At 38.6% G+C, this 17363-nt stretch carries 19 protein-coding genes and 2 pseudogenes; 19 read left to right on the top strand and 2 right to left on the bottom strand.

Going from position 1 to position 17363, the window contains the following annotated elements:
- Positions 1-17: 17 nt before the first annotated feature.
- The 6 genes and pseudogenes from D8852_RS04690 to D8852_RS04665 all read left to right on the top strand — a co-directional run bounded on the left by D8852_RS04690 (position 18) and on the right by D8852_RS04665 (position 3585).
- Positions 18-467, top strand: a complete 450-nt coding sequence (locus D8852_RS04690; protein WP_125425540.1) for a hypothetical protein — start codon at positions 18-20, stop codon at positions 465-467.
- On the top strand, positions 454-840 hold the full coding sequence (locus D8852_RS04685; RefSeq protein WP_125425542.1) for a hypothetical protein: 387 nt from the start codon (positions 454-456) through the stop codon (positions 838-840). The genes D8852_RS04690 and D8852_RS04685 overlap by 14 nt, the downstream gene beginning before the upstream one ends.
- 139 nt (positions 841-979) lie before the next feature.
- Positions 980-1195: pseudogene (locus D8852_RS04680) on the top strand (hypothetical protein); the annotation flags it as partial.
- Between the two features lie 12 nt (positions 1196-1207).
- Positions 1208-1761, top strand: a pseudogene (locus D8852_RS10255) (DUF6892 domain-containing protein).
- Positions 1762-1830: 69 nt separating this feature from the next.
- Positions 1831-2157, top strand: coding sequence for a hypothetical protein (locus D8852_RS04670; protein ID WP_125425546.1), 327 nt, complete (start codon positions 1831-1833; stop codon positions 2155-2157).
- A 273-nt stretch (positions 2158-2430) separates the two neighbouring features.
- Positions 2431-3585 (top strand): hypothetical protein, encoded by a 1155-nt coding sequence (locus D8852_RS04665; protein WP_125425548.1) that lies wholly within the window; start codon positions 2431-2433, stop codon positions 3583-3585.
- Between the two features lie 8 nt (positions 3586-3593).
- Here D8852_RS04665 and D8852_RS04660 read toward each other — a convergent pair whose 3' ends face one another.
- The gene (locus tag D8852_RS04660) at positions 3594-4616 is read right to left on the bottom strand and encodes a hypothetical protein (RefSeq protein ID WP_125425550.1); all 1023 of its coding nucleotides are present in this window, start codon (positions 4614-4616) and stop codon (positions 3594-3596) included.
- 168 nt (positions 4617-4784) lie between these two features.
- On the opposite strand from D8852_RS04660, the gene D8852_RS04655 reads away from it, so the two are divergent.
- The 4 genes from D8852_RS04655 to D8852_RS04640 all read left to right on the top strand — a co-directional run bounded on the left by D8852_RS04655 (position 4785) and on the right by D8852_RS04640 (position 7268).
- The gene (locus D8852_RS04655; RefSeq protein WP_125425552.1) at positions 4785-5279 is read left to right on the top strand and encodes a YfbM family protein; all 495 of its coding nucleotides are present in this window, start codon (positions 4785-4787) and stop codon (positions 5277-5279) included.
- Between the two features lie 48 nt (positions 5280-5327).
- Positions 5328-6056 carry a HEAT repeat domain-containing protein gene (locus tag D8852_RS04650; RefSeq protein WP_125425554.1) on the top strand — a complete coding sequence of 243 codons (729 nt, stop codon included), beginning with the start codon at positions 5328-5330 and terminating at the stop codon, positions 6054-6056.
- Between the two features lie 110 nt (positions 6057-6166).
- Positions 6167-6406, top strand: coding sequence for a hypothetical protein (locus D8852_RS04645; protein WP_125425557.1), 240 nt, complete (start codon positions 6167-6169; stop codon positions 6404-6406).
- A 67-nt stretch (positions 6407-6473) separates the two neighbouring features.
- Positions 6474-7268, top strand: coding sequence for a DUF4261 domain-containing protein (locus D8852_RS04640; protein WP_125425559.1), 795 nt, complete (start codon positions 6474-6476; stop codon positions 7266-7268).
- 84 nt (positions 7269-7352) lie between these two features.
- Here D8852_RS04640 and D8852_RS10020 read toward each other — a convergent pair whose 3' ends face one another.
- The gene (locus D8852_RS10020) at positions 7353-7538 is read right to left on the bottom strand and encodes a hypothetical protein (protein ID WP_185755578.1); all 186 of its coding nucleotides are present in this window, start codon (positions 7536-7538) and stop codon (positions 7353-7355) included.
- A gap of 235 nt (positions 7539-7773) precedes the next feature.
- On the opposite strand from D8852_RS10020, the gene D8852_RS04630 reads away from it, so the two are divergent.
- The 9 genes from D8852_RS04630 to D8852_RS04590 all read left to right on the top strand — a co-directional run bounded on the left by D8852_RS04630 (position 7774) and on the right by D8852_RS04590 (position 17312).
- Positions 7774-8793, top strand: coding sequence for a hypothetical protein (locus D8852_RS04630; protein ID WP_125425563.1), 1020 nt, complete (start codon positions 7774-7776; stop codon positions 8791-8793).
- A 105-nt stretch (positions 8794-8898) separates the two neighbouring features.
- The gene (locus tag D8852_RS04625) at positions 8899-9210 is read left to right on the top strand and encodes a hypothetical protein (protein ID WP_125425565.1); all 312 of its coding nucleotides are present in this window, start codon (positions 8899-8901) and stop codon (positions 9208-9210) included.
- 548 nt (positions 9211-9758) lie between these two features.
- The gene (locus D8852_RS04620) at positions 9759-11219 is read left to right on the top strand and encodes an aminotransferase class I/II-fold pyridoxal phosphate-dependent enzyme (protein ID WP_061416885.1); all 1461 of its coding nucleotides are present in this window, start codon (positions 9759-9761) and stop codon (positions 11217-11219) included.
- A complete protein-coding gene (gene speE, locus D8852_RS04615; protein ID WP_000366713.1) occupies positions 11220-12080 on the top strand; it encodes a polyamine aminopropyltransferase in 861 nt (286 codons plus the stop codon).
- A complete protein-coding gene (locus D8852_RS04610; protein WP_000088750.1) occupies positions 12077-13336 on the top strand; it encodes a saccharopine dehydrogenase family protein in 1260 nt (419 codons plus the stop codon). The genes speE and D8852_RS04610 overlap by 4 nt, the downstream gene beginning before the upstream one ends.
- Positions 13336-14463: a carboxynorspermidine decarboxylase gene (gene nspC, locus D8852_RS04605; protein WP_125425567.1), complete on the top strand. Its 1128-nt coding sequence runs from the start codon at positions 13336-13338 to the stop codon at positions 14461-14463. Before D8852_RS04610 ends, nspC begins: the two co-directional genes overlap by 1 nt.
- Positions 14460-15545 carry an agmatine deiminase gene (aguA, locus tag D8852_RS04600; RefSeq protein ID WP_125425569.1) on the top strand — a complete coding sequence of 362 codons (1086 nt, stop codon included), beginning with the start codon at positions 14460-14462 and terminating at the stop codon, positions 15543-15545. The genes nspC and aguA overlap by 4 nt, the downstream gene beginning before the upstream one ends.
- Before the next feature lie 9 nt (positions 15546-15554).
- On the top strand, positions 15555-16430 hold the full coding sequence (gene aguB, locus D8852_RS04595) for an N-carbamoylputrescine amidase (protein WP_125425571.1): 876 nt from the start codon (positions 15555-15557) through the stop codon (positions 16428-16430).
- A 144-nt stretch (positions 16431-16574) separates the two neighbouring features.
- On the top strand, positions 16575-17312 hold the full coding sequence (locus D8852_RS04590; RefSeq protein ID WP_125425573.1) for a TraX family protein: 738 nt from the start codon (positions 16575-16577) through the stop codon (positions 17310-17312).
- Positions 17313-17363 lie beyond the last annotated feature (51 nt).

The raw sequence follows: 17363 nt of genomic DNA, 5'->3' as shown, positions 1-17363 counted from the left end.
AAGTGAGCAATAAACAGATGCCTTATAAAAATATTCTTCGAGACAAAACAAGGAGTGAGCGACGGGTAACTTGGGGTAATGTTGAAAAAGATTGCTATCAAGCTGAGGCGGAATTTAGTGAAAATACTCATTTTGAATTAGCTACAATTGTATTAACGGGAGAGAAACGCCAAGTACGCATACGTTTTCCTTTTAGTTATTGTTATCAAATTACCGATAGAAATTTAGCTTCGGTGATTTGGGATATTCCAGTCAATCCAAGTAAAGGCGCTGAATATCCTCTCTACAGAATTGAAAATAGTTTTTTAATTGAACAAATTGTCCATAATGCAGGAGGAGTACTCTACAAACAAGAACTTGAGCACTATTGGGTTCTTACTAATAATTTACTTATTGACATCATTCTCTATGAGGGGCAAGGTGGTGATATCCAGATAGAAGAGGTGGTGAAAAATGAAGTGGGATAAGATTGATAATGAGATTGAATATGATTGGTATGAATTGCGATGTCAACTATCCAGAGATAATCATCTCAAGGTTTCTTTATATGGTTTGAAAAATCAAAAGAATATTTATTATCTTGATTTTGGAAAAGTATTGTTTTGCAGAGCAATAGATGAAGGTTGGAATTTGAATCCTTATGAAGAAAAGTTTGAAAGTGATGAAAAACAGCCTCATATACCTGATGGAGTTTCGTGGGAAGTCACTAATAGCAACCTTAAGAATCAAATCAAAAACCATTATCCTCAGCCGATTCACCATTTTCAAATTCTTGGTATTAATTTTGGGCTAGATGTAATCTCAGAAAACTTTCCAATTGTTATACAAGAAAGACTGTAATGATGGGCAACCATTCGTTCCAGTCTTTTTTCTATTTATGTAGTATAATAAAGGAAATACCAGAGGCAAACCCTTAGAAAGAAGAGAACGATGAACCATCTAATCCAGTCTTTAAAAGAAATGATCACTGACCAAATGTATGGTTCGACAAGTTCCTAATGACGATGAAGAATTTTATCAAGTCCATTTAGATATTTTCTATAAGCCGACTAGTGAGAATGCAGAGTTTAGTGAGTCTATATGGGACGAAGATCTTGATGAGAATATCTTTGACTATATTCAGAACTCTGAGGTCTTTGCCGATGCTAAAGACAAGGAATACCTCAAAGTAAAAATTTATTTAGATGAAACTTAGTAAGGAGAAATCATGTTTAATTTTTTTAAGCGTAGAAGAAATAAGCAGCTTAATCATGACTTATATGACAATTCTAGAGATGGTCAAACTGTTACCGAAGAGAAACTGGATCTAGAAAACGATAACACAAAGGTGGATTCTGAACAAATCCTCCGTTTTGATCATTTGAATTTTAAATTAGTCATTATTCAGGTCTTAATGTACGATTTACAAGTATTAAAACCATCTTTTGATATTTATGATTTTGCTGATCATACAGTGAAGAAGAGATTGATACTGAAAGCATGGAAGTTATCAAACCTGCTCTGGACTATTTTGAAGCCTTATCTATTCCTAAAAAATATGCTGAAGAGGTCAAAGAAATTTACATGGATGGTGGAAATGAGATTTATATGAATATCATTCCACAATGGGATGGAGAGGATGAAACATTTGATTTAAATGAGCTCAGTTTATCCGAATTGCAACAATTTCCAAATTTAAAAGAAGCAACGATTTTAAGCAGCAATTTTGATAGCGTGAAAGAAATCTTCGATGTGGCTGGTATTGAAGTGGATCTATTATAATGTTAGTTATCAAGTCAATTCATGTTAAAACAATAATTTGCTCTCGCTTTAAAAGGAGTATGAAAATCAATGGATGCTAACATACTTAGAGTTGTAAAAATAGATAAAGAAGCACTTTATGAATTTATCTATGAAAACTTTATAGCACAACAGGAAGAATTGTTAGACATATCCAAATCTGAAGTGATGAATGATTTTGCAATAGATTGGGAAAAAGGGGAGTTTCTATTTACTGCGCATAGACAGGAAAACATGGCTGGAGAATTGATTTCCTTACCAGAAGGACTAAATGCGAAAACATTACTGGAAAACTTACCTGTTACAACTGATTTTGTACTTAAACCAAATCAAATCTATAAAGATTATTCATTTAACGATTTGAGCAAATTTATTTGATGAGAGTATTTTATATCGCAGAGATTGCAGATGCTAGAGTGCGGTGAGTTACAGTTAATTACAAGAGAAAAGTGTGAAAAAATACAATTTAAATCTGAGTTTACTCAATCGAGTGTAACTTACTCGAATTTAAATAGTCGATCTAGTGTTGAAGAAGTGAAGAGTTTATTTTCCAATCATACTATCATTAGAAGGAAGCAAGTCAAAGAATTCAACTTATAAAAGTCCCTTTATCGTAGAGAATATTGATTAGATAGCAAGGAAGAGAAAAAAATGAAACTATTTAAAAAAATTTCCTGTCTATTTATTATTATAGTTGGCGCCCTTCTACTAAGTGCCTGTACCTCGCATAAAGAAGACAAAGAGCGACTGGTTCGATATCTCAATAACGTCTATGGAGAAAATACTTATGAGATGAAAGAAGATCCCAGGCATCCCTATTATTGGTTTGTGACATTGAAGGATTATCCAAATATTCCCTTTACTTGTGGTGTGTCCCATGATTGGCTAGCAATGGGATCACCTTTTATTCATTCTGATTTTGAAGAAACCTTCTGCACAAGAGCTCTTGCGGAGTATAAAGAAGATCATAATCTAGGTGATGATGTCCTGTCCTATCTGCATCCTGTAAATTTTGTCTATTCTACAGAAGTAACAAATTTAGATCAACTAAAAGAATCCTATGACAAGATGTTGGACTTTATCAACTATACTAGCCTGAAGTATCCTATTTTAGTAGAAACTGATTGTTTCGGTGTACGAATGGATATCAGTGGTATTCGATTAAAGAGCTCGAGGAGGAATCTTGATGGGTCAATCGATACCAGTATTTATCGACAAGTTTGCAATGCAGAAAATGGGAAATTAAACATAACATCTTTTGAGGAAATTCGTCAAGAATTGGAACCCCAACTACGAACACACCCTGAGAATTCAAAGGGATTTGTATTTGTAGTAAACACGACCTCCTTTGTACTAGGAAGCGATACACTCGATGATTGCTTATATAAGCATTTCGAATTATCATCTACCACAGTAGAAGAACTTCAAAAGATCAAGTTGCAACTTGGAGAAAATAGCGAAAACTATATATTGTCCAAAGACCATAATGATAATAGTCTGGAGTATTATACAAAAGTTACAGTGCAGGTCAAAAATCTAAGTGATAAGGAATGTTCTATTTTAGAGGGAACGTTGATGAAGGCTGTCATCTCTGATCCGGCAAGTATGTATATTGGGGATGTCTATTTTGAATTTGATAAAAGAAAAGAATTAACTGCTGATTTATATGATATGCTTGGAACAAAAAGGCCCTCCACTAGTGAAGAGGAGAGCGACGGAGTTCCCTATAAAAATATAAGGGTTTTATTTAAGATGAAGACCTATTTCAAAGAGATAGACAGCGTTACATTATCCTATCAGGAGTAGGGATTTTCTCACTCCCAGATTGTATGCTGGGCCCTTACTCCGTATCGATTGGGGGATTGATCACTATTGAAATTCGCCACAAAATGATAACTATTCCATAACACATAGTCGGCAGTTTGCAGTCTCAGACTGAAGTAGGTGTCCTGTTTCACTTCTTTAGCGTCAGCAGGTTTCAGTGAAAAGATATCTGTTAATTTCTTTGTTTTAAAGTCATTAATTGTAAGTTTGGAGAGGTCTTGGTTATTGATGTTAACTTGGGAGAGTTGCGGGCTCTCTGCTGAGATTTCATAGTATGTAACCACGCAGTTCTCGAGTTTATCAGTGTCTTTCCACTTTGGTGTAATGCTCATAAGGCCGTAAGATTTACCATCTCGGACTATTTCAAGCAGTTCTCCGTAGTAGAAGTGGTCATTGCGCTTGTTCACAATCTCGCTCTCAGGATTTTTTCCAGTAAAGCTGAACCCCTGGTCCAGTAGTTCTGAAGCTCTTGTTTCTCCGACCACCACATCGGTCTTATCGATTTGTATTCCAAAAGGTTGAGCAGGGAAGCCAGTAATGAAGATGCAAAAAGTAAAGATGAAAGTAGTCAAAAAGACAGCACCAACAACCGCATTGGATGATGAATAGCGGTGATGGTTTTTCCTTGGACGCTTTACTATAAATAACATTAAGTTGATAAGGTTTCTAAACAGCATACTTGCTACAACAATGGCAAATTGAGCCTTTAAACAAGTATAAAGGGCTGCTGAAAAATTGTCCATTTTAACATAGAGTGCCACTAGAGTGAGGATATTAGCCAGAACAAAATAGAAAATAAATAGGTTTACTTCCTTTAGAGCGTCCCTATTAGTGATATCTTCATATTCAATATGGTAGCGTCCTTGAAAACCTTGCCCAAACTGATACATCCACTTAGGAACTTCTTCGCCTGAGCTAACGGCACTCGCCAGTTTAAAATAGAGATAAATCGTACAGACTAAGAATAGGAAAAAAATAAAATAAAAAGTCAAAGCAAATATAAAAAAGCCCATCGCTATTCTCCTTTTTAAACTATAATCCACATTTTGGATACACCTTTATTATAACACTTTATAGGGAAAACATCTGAGGATACAATAAATCAGGCAAAAACTAAACCTGGGCGAAATTGAGCTTATATAAAAATGCCATTCAACATAGAAATTTTGGAGGAGAAACAAATGGGAATGATTGCTAATTATAGATATATTAATGATCAGTATTTACATCAAATGAAAAGTTTTAATGCTGAAGAAGATGATCAATTTGAGATAGTAGAGGAAGAAGAACTTCTACTTGATATAGATAAAATGTGGGATGTTCTTCATTTTGTGCTTACAGGTGTTGGCACTTCAAATCCTAGTGAAAATGATCCTTTGAGCGTTGCTGTTTTGGGTGTGACTCCCCTTGAAAATGTTACGGAATATATTGCTTATACAGAAAAATCAAAAGTAGTAGAGATTTGTTCAGCTTTGGAAAACTTTGATATTGAAGAAGCCATGACGCATTTTAGTATGCAAGCTTGTAAAAATGCTGATCTTTATCCTGATATTTGGGATTATGATGACGAAGAGGAAGAGATTAAAGAAGAAATTTGCGAGTATTTCCAAGCAATGAAAGATTTTTACAAGAAGATTTTAGAGCTCAATGGTAATGTCAGGGTCACTATTTGTTAAAAGGTTTATCAAACGTTTCTAAAAGAATAAAATAGCTTGAGGCAAAAAATGGATAAAGAAGATTTACAAAAAGCATATCTTGACTTGGAAAATGAAAGCTTTCCTTCTGGTAAAAGAATCAAATTTGTAGCTAATTTGGGTAGTTCCCAAGAAATCGCATATCATTATGAACTGATTTGCAAAGATTGGAATGAAGGTAGAAACCTGCATTTAGAAGGTAGCTTTGATAAACATGGAAGAGAGGGATTAGAGTTTTTGTTTGAACAGTTGGATGAAGTTAAAGATGAAAAACAAAGTGTATTGACTGCGTATCTTATAGCGGAAATCCTTTCTAAATCAAAACATCGAGATTTTTATAGCTCATTTTGTGACCAACTGATTCCTATCCTTACTGCACTTTTAGATATAAAGAATACTATTCTTCGTCAAAAGGTGGTCATAGCTTTAGGTTGGGTAGGATCAGCAAAAGAAATTGGTCTTTTGACAAGACAAATGTTAGATGATGCAGATGCTCTTTGTCGTGCATGGTCTGCGATAAGTCTCATGCAACTGTCCTTTCATAGAGTAAAAGTAGAAATCATATCAAAAGAAGCAAAGGTCAGTTTTATTCAAGCTATTACCGAAGAAAAAGACCTCTATGCTTGTGGTATGATGATAGAAGCAGCTCAACTATTATTTGGCAAGAGATGGATATCATCTTCTGCGGTAGAAAATATGGACCTTGAAAAAATAGAAAAGGCCAAAAAATCTGCTATTAGATTTCTAAGTAAGCATTAGGGATCAATTATATAGAAACATTCGAGAGTTATTTGATAGATAAGTTTCTGCAGCTCTAAAACTACAAAGAAACATATTATCAATATCAGCACCTGAAATGTATAAATGTTGTGGTCATCATTGTTTCTTTCAACATGGTAAGCCTGCAGTACACTGAAACTACAGGCTATTGTGAACAGGATTTACTCTTGTTATCGGATGATTTGATGTCTAGGCTCTACAGGGACTTGGAGCAGCTAGATAAAAAAGCTCAAAGGGTTATTCAGGATAACTGCCCTAATGAAGCTATTTCAGAACTGGAATTAACTGAGTTAATCTTTGATAAAAGCGGTTCTGATGAGGAAACTTGATACAACGACGTGCTTTAAATGAATAGGAGTCTATATTCTCATATTAGATAATAAAAGGAGAAATTTTATGAAATTCTTAAAAAAATTTTTTGGTAGCAAAAAAGAAAAGGTAGAAGAAAAAACAAAAGTAGTCTTATCCATGCCTCTGTTTAAGGGAGAGGAGACTTATGACTTAAATACTCTTATCGAGGATTTAAAAAACTACTGGGGCCTTGATGTCAGTGAAGTGGATGAAGATGAAAAAACATCAACATTTCAAATAAATGGGGACCTTGTCGCCCTAGCCTCTATGCCTTTCCCAATTCCTGCAAGTGAGTTCGATGATTTATATGCTTATTCTTATCTATGGAATAATGTTGAAAATGAAGCTAGAAAGCATACCAATCATGCCATTGTTTCAATCTTGTCTAAGACTCTTTCACCAGTAGAACAATATTCCCTACTGACCAAGGTCAATGCATCTATTTTGAGAACCTGTGAAAATGCCATTGGTGTATATCAAGGTTCTGCAACCTTGTTATTGCCTAAAAATCTTTTTCTTGACTTTGCGGACTTTTTGAAAGAGGACAATCTACCCCTTCAACTCTGGCTTTATATCGGGATTATCAATCAGGAGGATAAAAGTAGTGTCTACACCTATGGTATGAAAGAATTCGGTAAATCTGAAATCGAAATTATAGATTCTGCTAAGGACAGTGATGAATTATATTATTTCCTTTTGTCGATTCTTCAATATATTCTGGAGGGTGATGTGACTCTAAATGATGGGGAAACCATTGGATTTTCAGAAGAGGAAAAAATCAAAATCACTGAGTCGAAAGCAGTCTATCTAGATGGGAATTCCTTGAAATTGGAAATCTAAACAATGATTTTGAATTTGTTGTCCAAGACTTAGACGAGGTTTTATATGAAAGGCGATATGCGAAAGGATTATCTCTATCGGTATCTACTCTACAGATTTGAAAAGGAAACTTTCAAGAATAGTGCTCTGGAAGAGATTGATCAAGTGACCAAAGAAAGAATCTGTCATCAGGCAACAAAGACTACCAGACGAATTAGTGTATTTGTCGGTCTGGTCTATTTGATTCTGTTTTGCTTGATAATTATCTGGCTGAATGCGAATTGTTCCCAAAATCCCTTCTTCCTATGGTATCAAAGCTACATAGAATCACTATTTCCATTGATCAATGGTGATTGGGGGAGTAGTTGGATTGAGAAAAAAGGGACGATATTATGGATTGCTATCAAGGCCTTCCACATATTTATTCTTAATGGGGTACCCTTTCTTTTACTCGTGCTACTGATTGCGAATAGAACCTTGAAAAAGAAATTAAAGGTTGAATGTATCAACTAAGGAGAAAATTGAGATGGGTAGAATAGTTGTAATCAGCTCACTGGCTTTTCTTGCATTGGCATTCTTGGGGATTGGACTCGGAATGTATTTCTTCCTCAAAAGGCTGGTAGTGAATGGGAAATCCGTCTTAGACGAGCCAGTAAATGAGCAAACTCGTTCAGATAAGATGGGACTTGGCGAACTTCTAGTTTACTTGTCGATGCTTGCGATTGCTGGTGTTTGTGTAGTACAAATCATGAGTAGGGGAGGAACTGGTAACGCTATCTTGGCAAGAATTGTGATCCTACCACCGATTATGGCACTTTTTAATGCTAGAAAACGCACGGGAAAAGCGATGATCGCACTTGTGGTTTCTTTTATGGTGGCTTTATTTCTTATGATAGCCTATGGTCAGATAGGGTTGCCACCCAAAGCTCCTGAACTAAAGATAGATGACAATTCGATCACGTTAACACAAACAAATGTGAGTGACCTTCTAAAAGAAGGTTTTGACATCTACATCAGGGAGAATGACAGCTTTAGTAACGATTATGATGAGGCTCTTTCTTCGGGGAAAATCAAGAAATACCAGGCTAATAAGAGTATTTTTATCGAAAAAGGTTTTCATCAAGATAGCAATGCTGTGTCGTATGCTCCCTATCTTCTTGGCAAAGATGGTTTAATCCTTGGAAGTATTGCCTTATACGGAGATGAAATAAAAGAAACCGCCTTAGAGGACTGTAAAATTATCCAGTTTAAACTAGATGAAGATCGTATCAAAGCAGCAAAATCAAAAGCTATCTCCTATAAGCTGGATGGTGTGGATTTACTGACTAGAATTGAAGAAGGAACCATGCGAACAACCTTTGGTGATAAATTATGGTCAGTTCCGCCTGCACATCCTGTAGACTCGACCCAACTATGGTATGGTATCCAGTGGAAAAGTCCCAGTGACCACCTGTTTTGGAATGAGTATTTTTCCTTAATTCGCTTGGATGAAAACTACCATATGATAGATTTTGAGCTAGTTGGAGAAGTAGCGCGTGATGATTAGTGAAATGAAGACCTACTAAGTTTTTTTGATGTTATTCTATTTGTACTTTGGTCAGGATTAGTATATAATCTACTATAGAGTCATTTACTAACTAGGAGAAGAATCATGGAATTAAAAGATTTTACTGAAAAAGAACAGGAAATGATAAAGCAGGGACTGACAACATCTGAAATTAGCGATAAGGAAACCGCTGCGAAAATCCTTGCCCTAGTACCTCAGGAATGGATCAAACGCATCCCATTTTTTGTGAGAAAACACGCAACAACTCGGACAATAAAGCGAATTTCCATCGAACATCCAGAGCTCTATGCAGTTGCCAAGAGAAGTGGTGAGATTCCTGAGAAGGAACGAGAAGAATTGCGCAAAATCATTACAGATATTTTCCAGGAAAAAATGGATAAGCATAAGATTAAATAATCTTGAAAGGAACTAAAAAAATTAGTTCCTTTTATAATCGTTTTCAGTTCGTTGAACATGAACTTTTTGGTAGCAATTCAACTATTTACGAACAAAATTTAAGTAAATTCAAAAAAAGTACTTTACAAGCTCTTGTAAACATGATATAGTTATAAGGCTTAGAAAATGAGAAGATGTTTTCTAGCAAATATAAACCCGAGTAAAAAATGCCTACGGACAGGCAGGGTTGAATGCCGAAGCGTGGTTGAAAAGCCACATTATTGATAGGGTTAAAAGCCTACTTTTATAAGTTGATGTTAGGACGCTTGTCCTAATTCATAAATTTTAGTGTGGTGAAAGCACACGTCATCTTGTGAAACGATCAATAAAGTACGTAATATTTGCTACTAGAGAGTTAGGAAACATCGGGAACAGACATACTCAACAGAAACCAAAATAAACACGTCAGAAGATTGCAGAGCAGGTGAAAACCTGCTCTTTTTTCATAAGTCAACCTTTGGTCTCCCTCATCATTTTGAGGAGCTAAAAATACGGTAAAGGAGTATGTCTTGAAAAAGTTAGATCAAAATCAGGCCCCTATTTATGAAGGTCTGATTAAGCTAAGAAAGAAACGGATTGTTCCCTTTGATGTACCAGGTCACAAACGCGGACGGGGAAATCCAGAACTTGTTGAATTGTTGGGAGAAAAATGTGTCGGCATTGATGTCAATTCAATGAAACCATTGGATAATTTAGGCCATCCTATTTCGATTATTCGGGATTCAGAGGAACTAGCAGCTGATGCTTTTGGAGCAGCGCATGCCTTTCTCATGATTGGGGGAACAACTTCATCTGTTCAAACCATGATTCTTTCCACCTGCAAGGCAGGAGATAAGATTATTCTGCCACGTAATGTCCACAAATCTGCTATCAATGCGCTGGTTCTATGTGGTGCCATTCCCATCTATATCGAGATGAGTGTAGATCCTAAAATCGGCATCGCTTTAGGTCTTGAAAATGACCGTGTTGCGCAGGCAATTAAGGAGCATCCAGATGCCAAGGCCATTTTGATTAACAATCCTACTTACTATGGAATTTGTTCAGACCTCAAGGGTTTAACGGAAATGGCTCACGAAGCTGGCATGATGGTTTTAGTAGATGAAGCCCATGGAGCGCATCTGCATTTTACAGACAAATTGCCGCTATCTGCTATGGACGTTGGCGCTGATATGGCAGCGGTCTCTATGCATAAGTCTGGTGGGAGTTTGACCCAGAGCTCCATTTTACTTATTGGTAAGCAGATGAATCCTGAGTACGTTCGTCAGATCATCAATCTGACCCAGTCTACATCCGCCTCTTATTTGTTGATGGCTAGTTTGGATATTTCACGTCGCAACCTTGCTCTTCGCGGGAAAGAGTCATTTGAGAAAGTCATTGAGCTATCGGAGTACGCTCGTCGTGAAATAAATGCCATAGGTGGCTACTATGCCTACTCAAAGGAGTTAATAGACGGTGTGTCTGTCTGTGATTTTGATGTGACCAAGCTATCAGTTTACACTCAGGGTATTGGGCTAACAGGTATAGAGGTTTATGATCTCTTGCGAGATGAATACGATATTCAGATTGAATTCGGGGATATTGGCAATATATTGGCTTATATTTCTATTGGCGACCGCATCCAAGACATCGAGCGTTTGGTCGGTGCTTTGGCTGATATCAAGAGACTCTACTCAAGAGATGGAAAAGATTTGATTGCTGGAGAATATATCCAGCCCGAGTTGGTGCTGTCTCCACAAGAAGCCTTCTATTCAGAGAGAAGAAGTTTAACCTTGGATGAGTCTGTTGGACAGGTCTGTGGGGAATTTGTCATGTGTTATCCTCCAGGGATTCCAATCCTAGCACCAGGTGAACGCATTACACGAGAAATTGTAGACTATATCCAATTTGCCAAGGAACGTGGTTGCTCCCTCCAAGGGACAGAAGATCCAGAGGTCAATCACATCAACGTCATTAAGAGAAAGGAGAACTAGATGGATTTATGGTTTTCTGAAGTTCATACTCCGGATGTGAAATTGTCCTTGAGAACTGCCAAGCAACTCTATGCTGGAAAAAGTGAATGGCAGGATATCGAAGTCTTGGATACGCCAGCTTTTGGAAAAATACTGATTTTAAATGGGCATGTCTTGTTTTCAGATGCGGATGATTTCGTATACAACGAAATGACCGTTCACGTTCCCATGGCTGTCCACCCAAATCCTAAGAAAGTCTTGGTTATTGGAGGTGGCGACGGTGGTGTTGCCCAAGTATTAACTCTCTATCCTGAACTGGAGCAAATCGATATTGTGGAACCAGATGAGATGTTGGTTGAGGTCTGTCGTGAGTATTTCCCAGACTTTGCTGCAGGGCTAGATGATCCTCGTGTTACCATTTACTACCAAAATGGGCTACGCTTTTTGCGAAACTGTGAAGATGACTACGATATTATCATTAACGATGCGACAGATCCATTTGGACATACGGAAGGGCTCTTTACCAAGGAATTTTACGGAAATAGTTACAGAGCCTTGAAAGAAGACGGCATCATGATTTATCAGCATGGGAGTCCCTTCTTTGACGAGGATGAGTCAGCTTGTCGTAGCATGCACCGTAAGGTCAATCAAGCCTTTCCAATCAGCCGGGTTTATCAGGCCCATATTCCGACCAGTCCAGCGGGCTATTGGTTGTTTGGATTTGCGTCGAAAAAATACCACCCTGTCAAAGATTTTGATAAGGAAGGCTGGAAAAAACGCCAGCTTTTCACAGAATACTACACTGCAAACTTACACGTGGGAGCCTTTATGTTGCCTAAGTATGTAGAAGACATTTTAGAAGAAGAGGAAGGGAAAAAATGAGTCGTCTATTAGTTATCGGATGTGGGGGCGTTGCCCAAGTTGCTATTTCAAAGATTTGCCAAGATAGCGAAACGTTTAAAGAGATTATGATTGCTAGTCGTACCAAGTCAAAATGTGATGACTTGAAGGCTAAATTAGAAGGTAAAACAAGTACAAAGATTGAAACCGCTGCTCTTGATGCTGACAAGGTTGAAGAAGTGATTGCCCTGATCGAAAGCTACAAACCAGAAGCTGTTTTGAACGTAGCTCTGCCTTATCAAGATTTAACCATTATGGACGCGTGTTTGGCGACAGGTGTCCACTATATTGACACAGCCAACTACGAAGCTGAGGACACAGAAGATCCTGAGTGGCGTGCCATTTATGAAAAACGTTGCAAGGAACTTGGTTTTACAGCTTACTTTGATTATTCATGGCAGTGGGCTTATCAGGAGAAATTCAAAGAAGCTGGCCTAACTGCTCTGCTTGGATCTGGTTTTGACCCCGGTGTGACTAGTGTCTTTTCAGCCTATGCTCTCAAACACTATTTTGATGAAATCCACTATATCGACATTTTAGACTGTAATGGTGGAGATCACGGTTATCCATTTGCGACAAACTTTAACCCAGAAATCAATCTCCGCGAGGTTTCTGCGCCAGGTTCTTACTGGGAAGATGGAAAATGGGTAGAAGTTGAAGCTATGTCTATCAAACGTGAGTATGATTTCCCACAAGTTGGACAAAAAGATATGTATCTCCTTCACCACGAAGAAATTGAATCATTGGCGAAAAACATTCCAGGTGTTAAACGGATTCGTTTCTTTATGACTTTTGGTCAATCTTATCTAACGCACATGAAATGCTTGGAAAATGTCGGACTCCTTCGTACGGATGCTATTAACTTTAATGGACAAGACATCGTGCCGATTCAATTCTTAAAAGCCTTGCTTCCTGATCCTGCCAGCCTTGGCCCACATACAGTTGGAAAAACCAATATCGGCTGTATCTTTACAGGTGTCAAAGACGGCGTTGAAAAGACTATCTACATCTACAATGTTTGCGACCATCAGGAATGTTACGCAGAAGTTGGTTCACAAGCAATTTCTTACACGACAGGAGTTCCAGCCATGATTGGGACAAAATTGGTTATGAACGGTACTTGGAAACAACCTGGAGTTTACAACCTTGAAGAATTGGATCCAGATCCATTCATGGAAGCTTTGAACAAATACGGTTTGCCATGGGTTGTGGTAGAAAACCCACAAATGGTGGACTAATGAAGTTAGAACAGGTACCCACACCAGCTTATGTGATTGACTTGGCAAAGTTAGAAGCCAACTGTCGTATTTTGCAATATGTACAAGAAGAGGCCGGTTGCAAGGTTTTACTTGCTCAGAAGGCTTATTCACTCTACAAAACCTATCCCTTGATCAGCCAGTATCTCTCTGGTACGACGGCTAGTGGTCTCTATGAGGCTAAGCTCGCTAGAGAAGAGTTCCCAGGGGAAGTCCATGTCTTTGCGCCAGCTTTCAAGGATGCGGACTTGGAGGAATTGCTTGAGATAACAGACCATATCGTTTTTAACTCTGAGAGACAATTGCGTAAACATGGGGCTCGTTGTCGAGCGGCTGGTATCAGTGTTGGTTTGCGCCTCAATCCTCGGTGTTCAACTCAAGGAGATCACGCGCTCTACGATCCTTGTGCACCTGGCTCCCGTTTTGGAGTTACCCTAGACAAGATACCGAGTGATTTGCTGGACTTGGTGGATGGCCTTCATTTTCATACCCTTTGTGAGCAAGGGGCAGATGATTTAGAGACAACCTTGAAAGCAGTAGAAGAGCAGTTTGGTCCTTATTTACATGAGGTAAAATGGCTCAATATGGGTGGAGGACACCACATCACAAGAGAAGATTATGATGTGGATTTGCTGATTTCTGAGATTAAAAGAATTCGAGAAACTTACAATCTTGAAGTCTATATCGAGCCGGGTGAAGCTATTGCGCTCAATGCGGGTTATCTAGCAACTAAAGTATTGGATATTGTAGAAAACGGTATGGATATCTTGGTTTTAGATGCCTCCGCGACCTGCCATATGCCAGATGTACTTGAGATGCCCTATCGTCCACCTTTGAGAAATGGATTTGAGGCTCAGGAAAAAGCCCATACCTATAGACTTTCTTCCAATACCTGTCTAACGGGTGATGTGATTGGCGACTATAGTTTTGAAAATCCTGTCCAAATCGGTGATAGACTTTATTTTGAAGACATGGCTATTTACTCATTTGTTAAAAATAATACCTTTAACGGTATTGGCTTGCCAAGCCTCTATCTTATGGACAAGCAGGGAGACTGCAGCTTAGTCAAAGCTTTCGGCTATCAAGACTTTAAAGGGAGATTATCATGATGGACAGTCCAAAGAAATTAGGCTTTCGTATGCCAGCAGAGTATGAACCTCATCATGGTACTTTGATGATATGGCCGACTCGACCAGGATCATGGCCTTTTCAAGGAAAAGCTGCTAAGAAGGCCTTTAGCCAGATTATCAAGACCATAGCAGAAGGGGAAACTGTTTACCTTTTGGTGGAGCAGGATTATCTATCTGAAGCCCAATCCTATCTAGGAGATAAGATCGTTTATTTAGATATTCCGACAAATGATGCCTGGGCGCGTGATACTGGTCCGACCATTCTCGTCAATGATAAAAGGGAAAAGTTGGCAGTGGACTGGTCTTTCAATGCTTGGGGTGGTGCTGTAGATGGTCTCTACCAAGACTATGAAGCAGATGACCAAGTAGCTAGTCGTTTTGCTGAGGCTTTGGAAATGCCTATTTACAATGCTAAACCTTTTGTACTAGAAGGTGGAGCGATACACAGCGATGGTAAAGGAACGATTCTCGTGACTGAAAGTTGCTTACTCAGTCCTGGACGCAATCCCCACCTGTCTAAAGAGCAAATTGAAAACACCTTATTAGAGAGCCTGGGCGCTGAAAAAGTTATCTGGCTGCCTTACGGTATTTATCAGGACGAAACCAATGAACACGTTGACAACGTTGCTGCCTTTGTTGGTCCTGCAGAGCTTGTCTTGGCATGGACAGACAATCAAAACGATCCCCAGTATGCTATGTCAAAAGCAGATTTCGAACTCTTAGAACTAGAGACAGATGCAAAAGGACGGAAGTTTACCATTCATAAACTACCAATTCCAGCGCTTCATCAAGTTGTAACTGAAGAGGATTTACCAGGCTATATCTATGAAGAAGGAGAAGAGGAGCGTTATGAGGGCGAACGTCTGGCGGCCTCTTATGTAAACTTTTATATTGCCAACAAGGCTGTCCTTGTTCCCCAGTTTCAAGATGTCAATGACCAAGTTGCCTTAGATATCCTCAGTAAGTGTTTCCCAGACCGTAAAGTTGTCGGAATACCAGCCAGAGATATTCTCTTAGGTGGTGGAAATATCCACTGTATTACCCAACAAATCCCAGAATAGGAGAAAAAGATGAGAAATGTAAAAGTTGCAGCAATCCAGATGCAATGCGCTAAGGATGTGGCAACAAATATTCAAACAGCGGAGCGTTTAGTACGTCAGGCTACAGAACAAGGCGCACAAATTATTCTTTTACCCGAGTTGTTTGAATGTCCTTATTTCTGTCAGGAGCGTCAATATGACTACTACCAGTATGCCCAGTCGGTGACAGAAAATACTGCTATTCAGCATTTTAAGGAGCTTGCTAAGGAACTAGAAGTTGTTTTACCGATTAGTTTCTATGAAAAAGATGGCAATGTCTTATATAACTCTATTGCTGTTATTGACGCAGATGGAGAGGTACTGGGCGTTTATCGGAAGACCCACATACCAGATGACCATTATTATCAAGAAAAGTTCTATTTCACGCCTGGTAACACTGGTTTCAAGGTCTGGGATACTCGCTACGCTAAGATTGGGATTGGCATCTGTTGGGATCAATGGTTTCCTGAAACAGCGCGCTGTCTTGCTCTGAATGGTGCTGAATTGCTCTTTTATCCTACAGCCATTGGTTCAGAACCAATTTTGGATACAGATAGTTGTGGTCACTGGCAACGTACTATGCAAGGGCACGCAGCAGCGAATATTGTCCCAGTCATTGCAGCCAATCGTTACGGTTTGGAAGAAGTCACTCCTAGTGAGGAAAATGGTGGACAGAGTTCCAGTCTTGACTTCTACGGTTCGTCCTTTATGACGGATGAAACAGGAGCTATTCTAGAGAGAGCTGAAAGGCAAGGTGAGGCTGTTCTGTTAGCAACTTATGACCTTGACAAGGGAACAAGCGAACGCCTAAACTGGGGACTGTTTCGAGATAGAAGACCAGAAATGTATCAACGAATTACGGACTAGAAGGTAAATTTCATAATAAATTTTTAATATTCACGCCTGTCTTACAAAAATGTAAGATAGGCTTTTTAAATGTAAGATAGGTGTACGATTATACGTAGAAATGTATGCTATACTCTATGTAGATCAAAAAGAAAGAGGTTTATTATGAAAAAATGGAATGCAACACAGTTGAAGTATCTGATGGCTGCAGTAATGGTTCTAGACCATATTCCTCATATCACAGGGATTGTTTCTCCTCTGTGGGAAGGTATTTTCCACGCTATGACACGTTGCGTGGGAGTTTGGTTTGCCTATATGGCTATTGAAGGCTTCATCCATACTCGAAATCTGAAAGACTATCTCATCCGCCTCTGGTCTTGGGCGCTTATCATGTTCGCAGGCAATAGCCTCCTCAATACCCTATTTGCATCTAAAGGAGTAATGGTCAATAACAACATTTTCTTGACTTTGGCTATCGGTGTCACCATGCTTTGGATTGGTTTTCCTCGAAAAGAGTTGGATCAAAAAGAGAAGTTGTGGCGTTGGATTGGAGTTGCTGGGCTTTTGATTTTCGGTTGTCTTTTTACTGAGGGTGGTATCATCATGCTACCATTTCTCTTGATTAGTTACACTTGTCGGAATCGTAAGGGATTGCGAAATCTCCTCTATACTCTACTTTGGGCCTTCTTGTTAGTGACTTCCATCCAAATTTACGACACTTGGCACCAAACACTGGAAATGATGCTTTACAATTCTGACTGGCTCTTTATCACCGTATTTCCTTTTATGGCACTTTATAATGGACAGCGAGGAAAGGAAACTAGCTGGAGTAAATATTTCTTTTATATTTTCTACCCAGCCCATCTATGGATCATAACCTTGATTGCTTATTTGGTTAAGTAGATTCAATTTCCATTAGCTCCTTCTTGCTTAAAATGTGAGAGGAGCTTTTCT

The organism is Streptococcus mitis, assembly GCF_003942695.1.
In the GTDB taxonomy this organism is placed as follows: Bacteria; Bacillota; Bacilli; order Lactobacillales; family Streptococcaceae; genus Streptococcus; species Streptococcus mitis_BD.
Note: the sequence above shows the minus strand (reverse complement) of the source record. Positions and strands in the feature narration are given on the sequence as shown.

Coding starts and splice junctions, on each gene's coding strand:
- D8852_RS04690 (WP_125425540.1), top strand. CDS start 18: ATGCCTTATAAAAATATTCTTCGAGACAAAACAAGGAGTGAGCGACGG.
- D8852_RS04685 (WP_125425542.1), top strand. CDS start 454: ATGAAGTGGGATAAGATTGATAATGAGATTGAATATGATTGGTATGAA.
- D8852_RS04670 (WP_125425546.1), top strand. CDS start 1,831: ATGGATGCTAACATACTTAGAGTTGTAAAAATAGATAAAGAAGCACTT.
- D8852_RS04665 (WP_125425548.1), top strand. CDS start 2,431: ATGAAACTATTTAAAAAAATTTCCTGTCTATTTATTATTATAGTTGGC.
- D8852_RS04660 (WP_125425550.1), bottom strand. CDS start 4,616: ATGGGCTTTTTTATATTTGCTTTGACTTTTTATTTTATTTTTTTCCTA.
- D8852_RS04655 (WP_125425552.1), top strand. CDS start 4,785: ATGGGAATGATTGCTAATTATAGATATATTAATGATCAGTATTTACAT.
- D8852_RS04650 (WP_125425554.1), top strand. CDS start 5,328: ATGGATAAAGAAGATTTACAAAAAGCATATCTTGACTTGGAAAATGAA.
- D8852_RS04640 (WP_125425559.1), top strand. CDS start 6,474: ATGAAATTCTTAAAAAAATTTTTTGGTAGCAAAAAAGAAAAGGTAGAA.
- D8852_RS04630 (WP_125425563.1), top strand. CDS start 7,774: ATGGGTAGAATAGTTGTAATCAGCTCACTGGCTTTTCTTGCATTGGCA.
- D8852_RS04625 (WP_125425565.1), top strand. CDS start 8,899: ATGGAATTAAAAGATTTTACTGAAAAAGAACAGGAAATGATAAAGCAG.
- speE (WP_000366713.1), top strand. CDS start 11,220: ATGGATTTATGGTTTTCTGAAGTTCATACTCCGGATGTGAAATTGTCC.
- D8852_RS04610 (WP_000088750.1), top strand. CDS start 12,077: ATGAGTCGTCTATTAGTTATCGGATGTGGGGGCGTTGCCCAAGTTGCT.
- nspC (WP_125425567.1), top strand. CDS start 13,336: ATGAAGTTAGAACAGGTACCCACACCAGCTTATGTGATTGACTTGGCA.
- aguA (WP_125425569.1), top strand. CDS start 14,460: ATGATGGACAGTCCAAAGAAATTAGGCTTTCGTATGCCAGCAGAGTAT.
- aguB (WP_125425571.1), top strand. CDS start 15,555: ATGAGAAATGTAAAAGTTGCAGCAATCCAGATGCAATGCGCTAAGGAT.
- D8852_RS04590 (WP_125425573.1), top strand. CDS start 16,575: ATGAAAAAATGGAATGCAACACAGTTGAAGTATCTGATGGCTGCAGTA.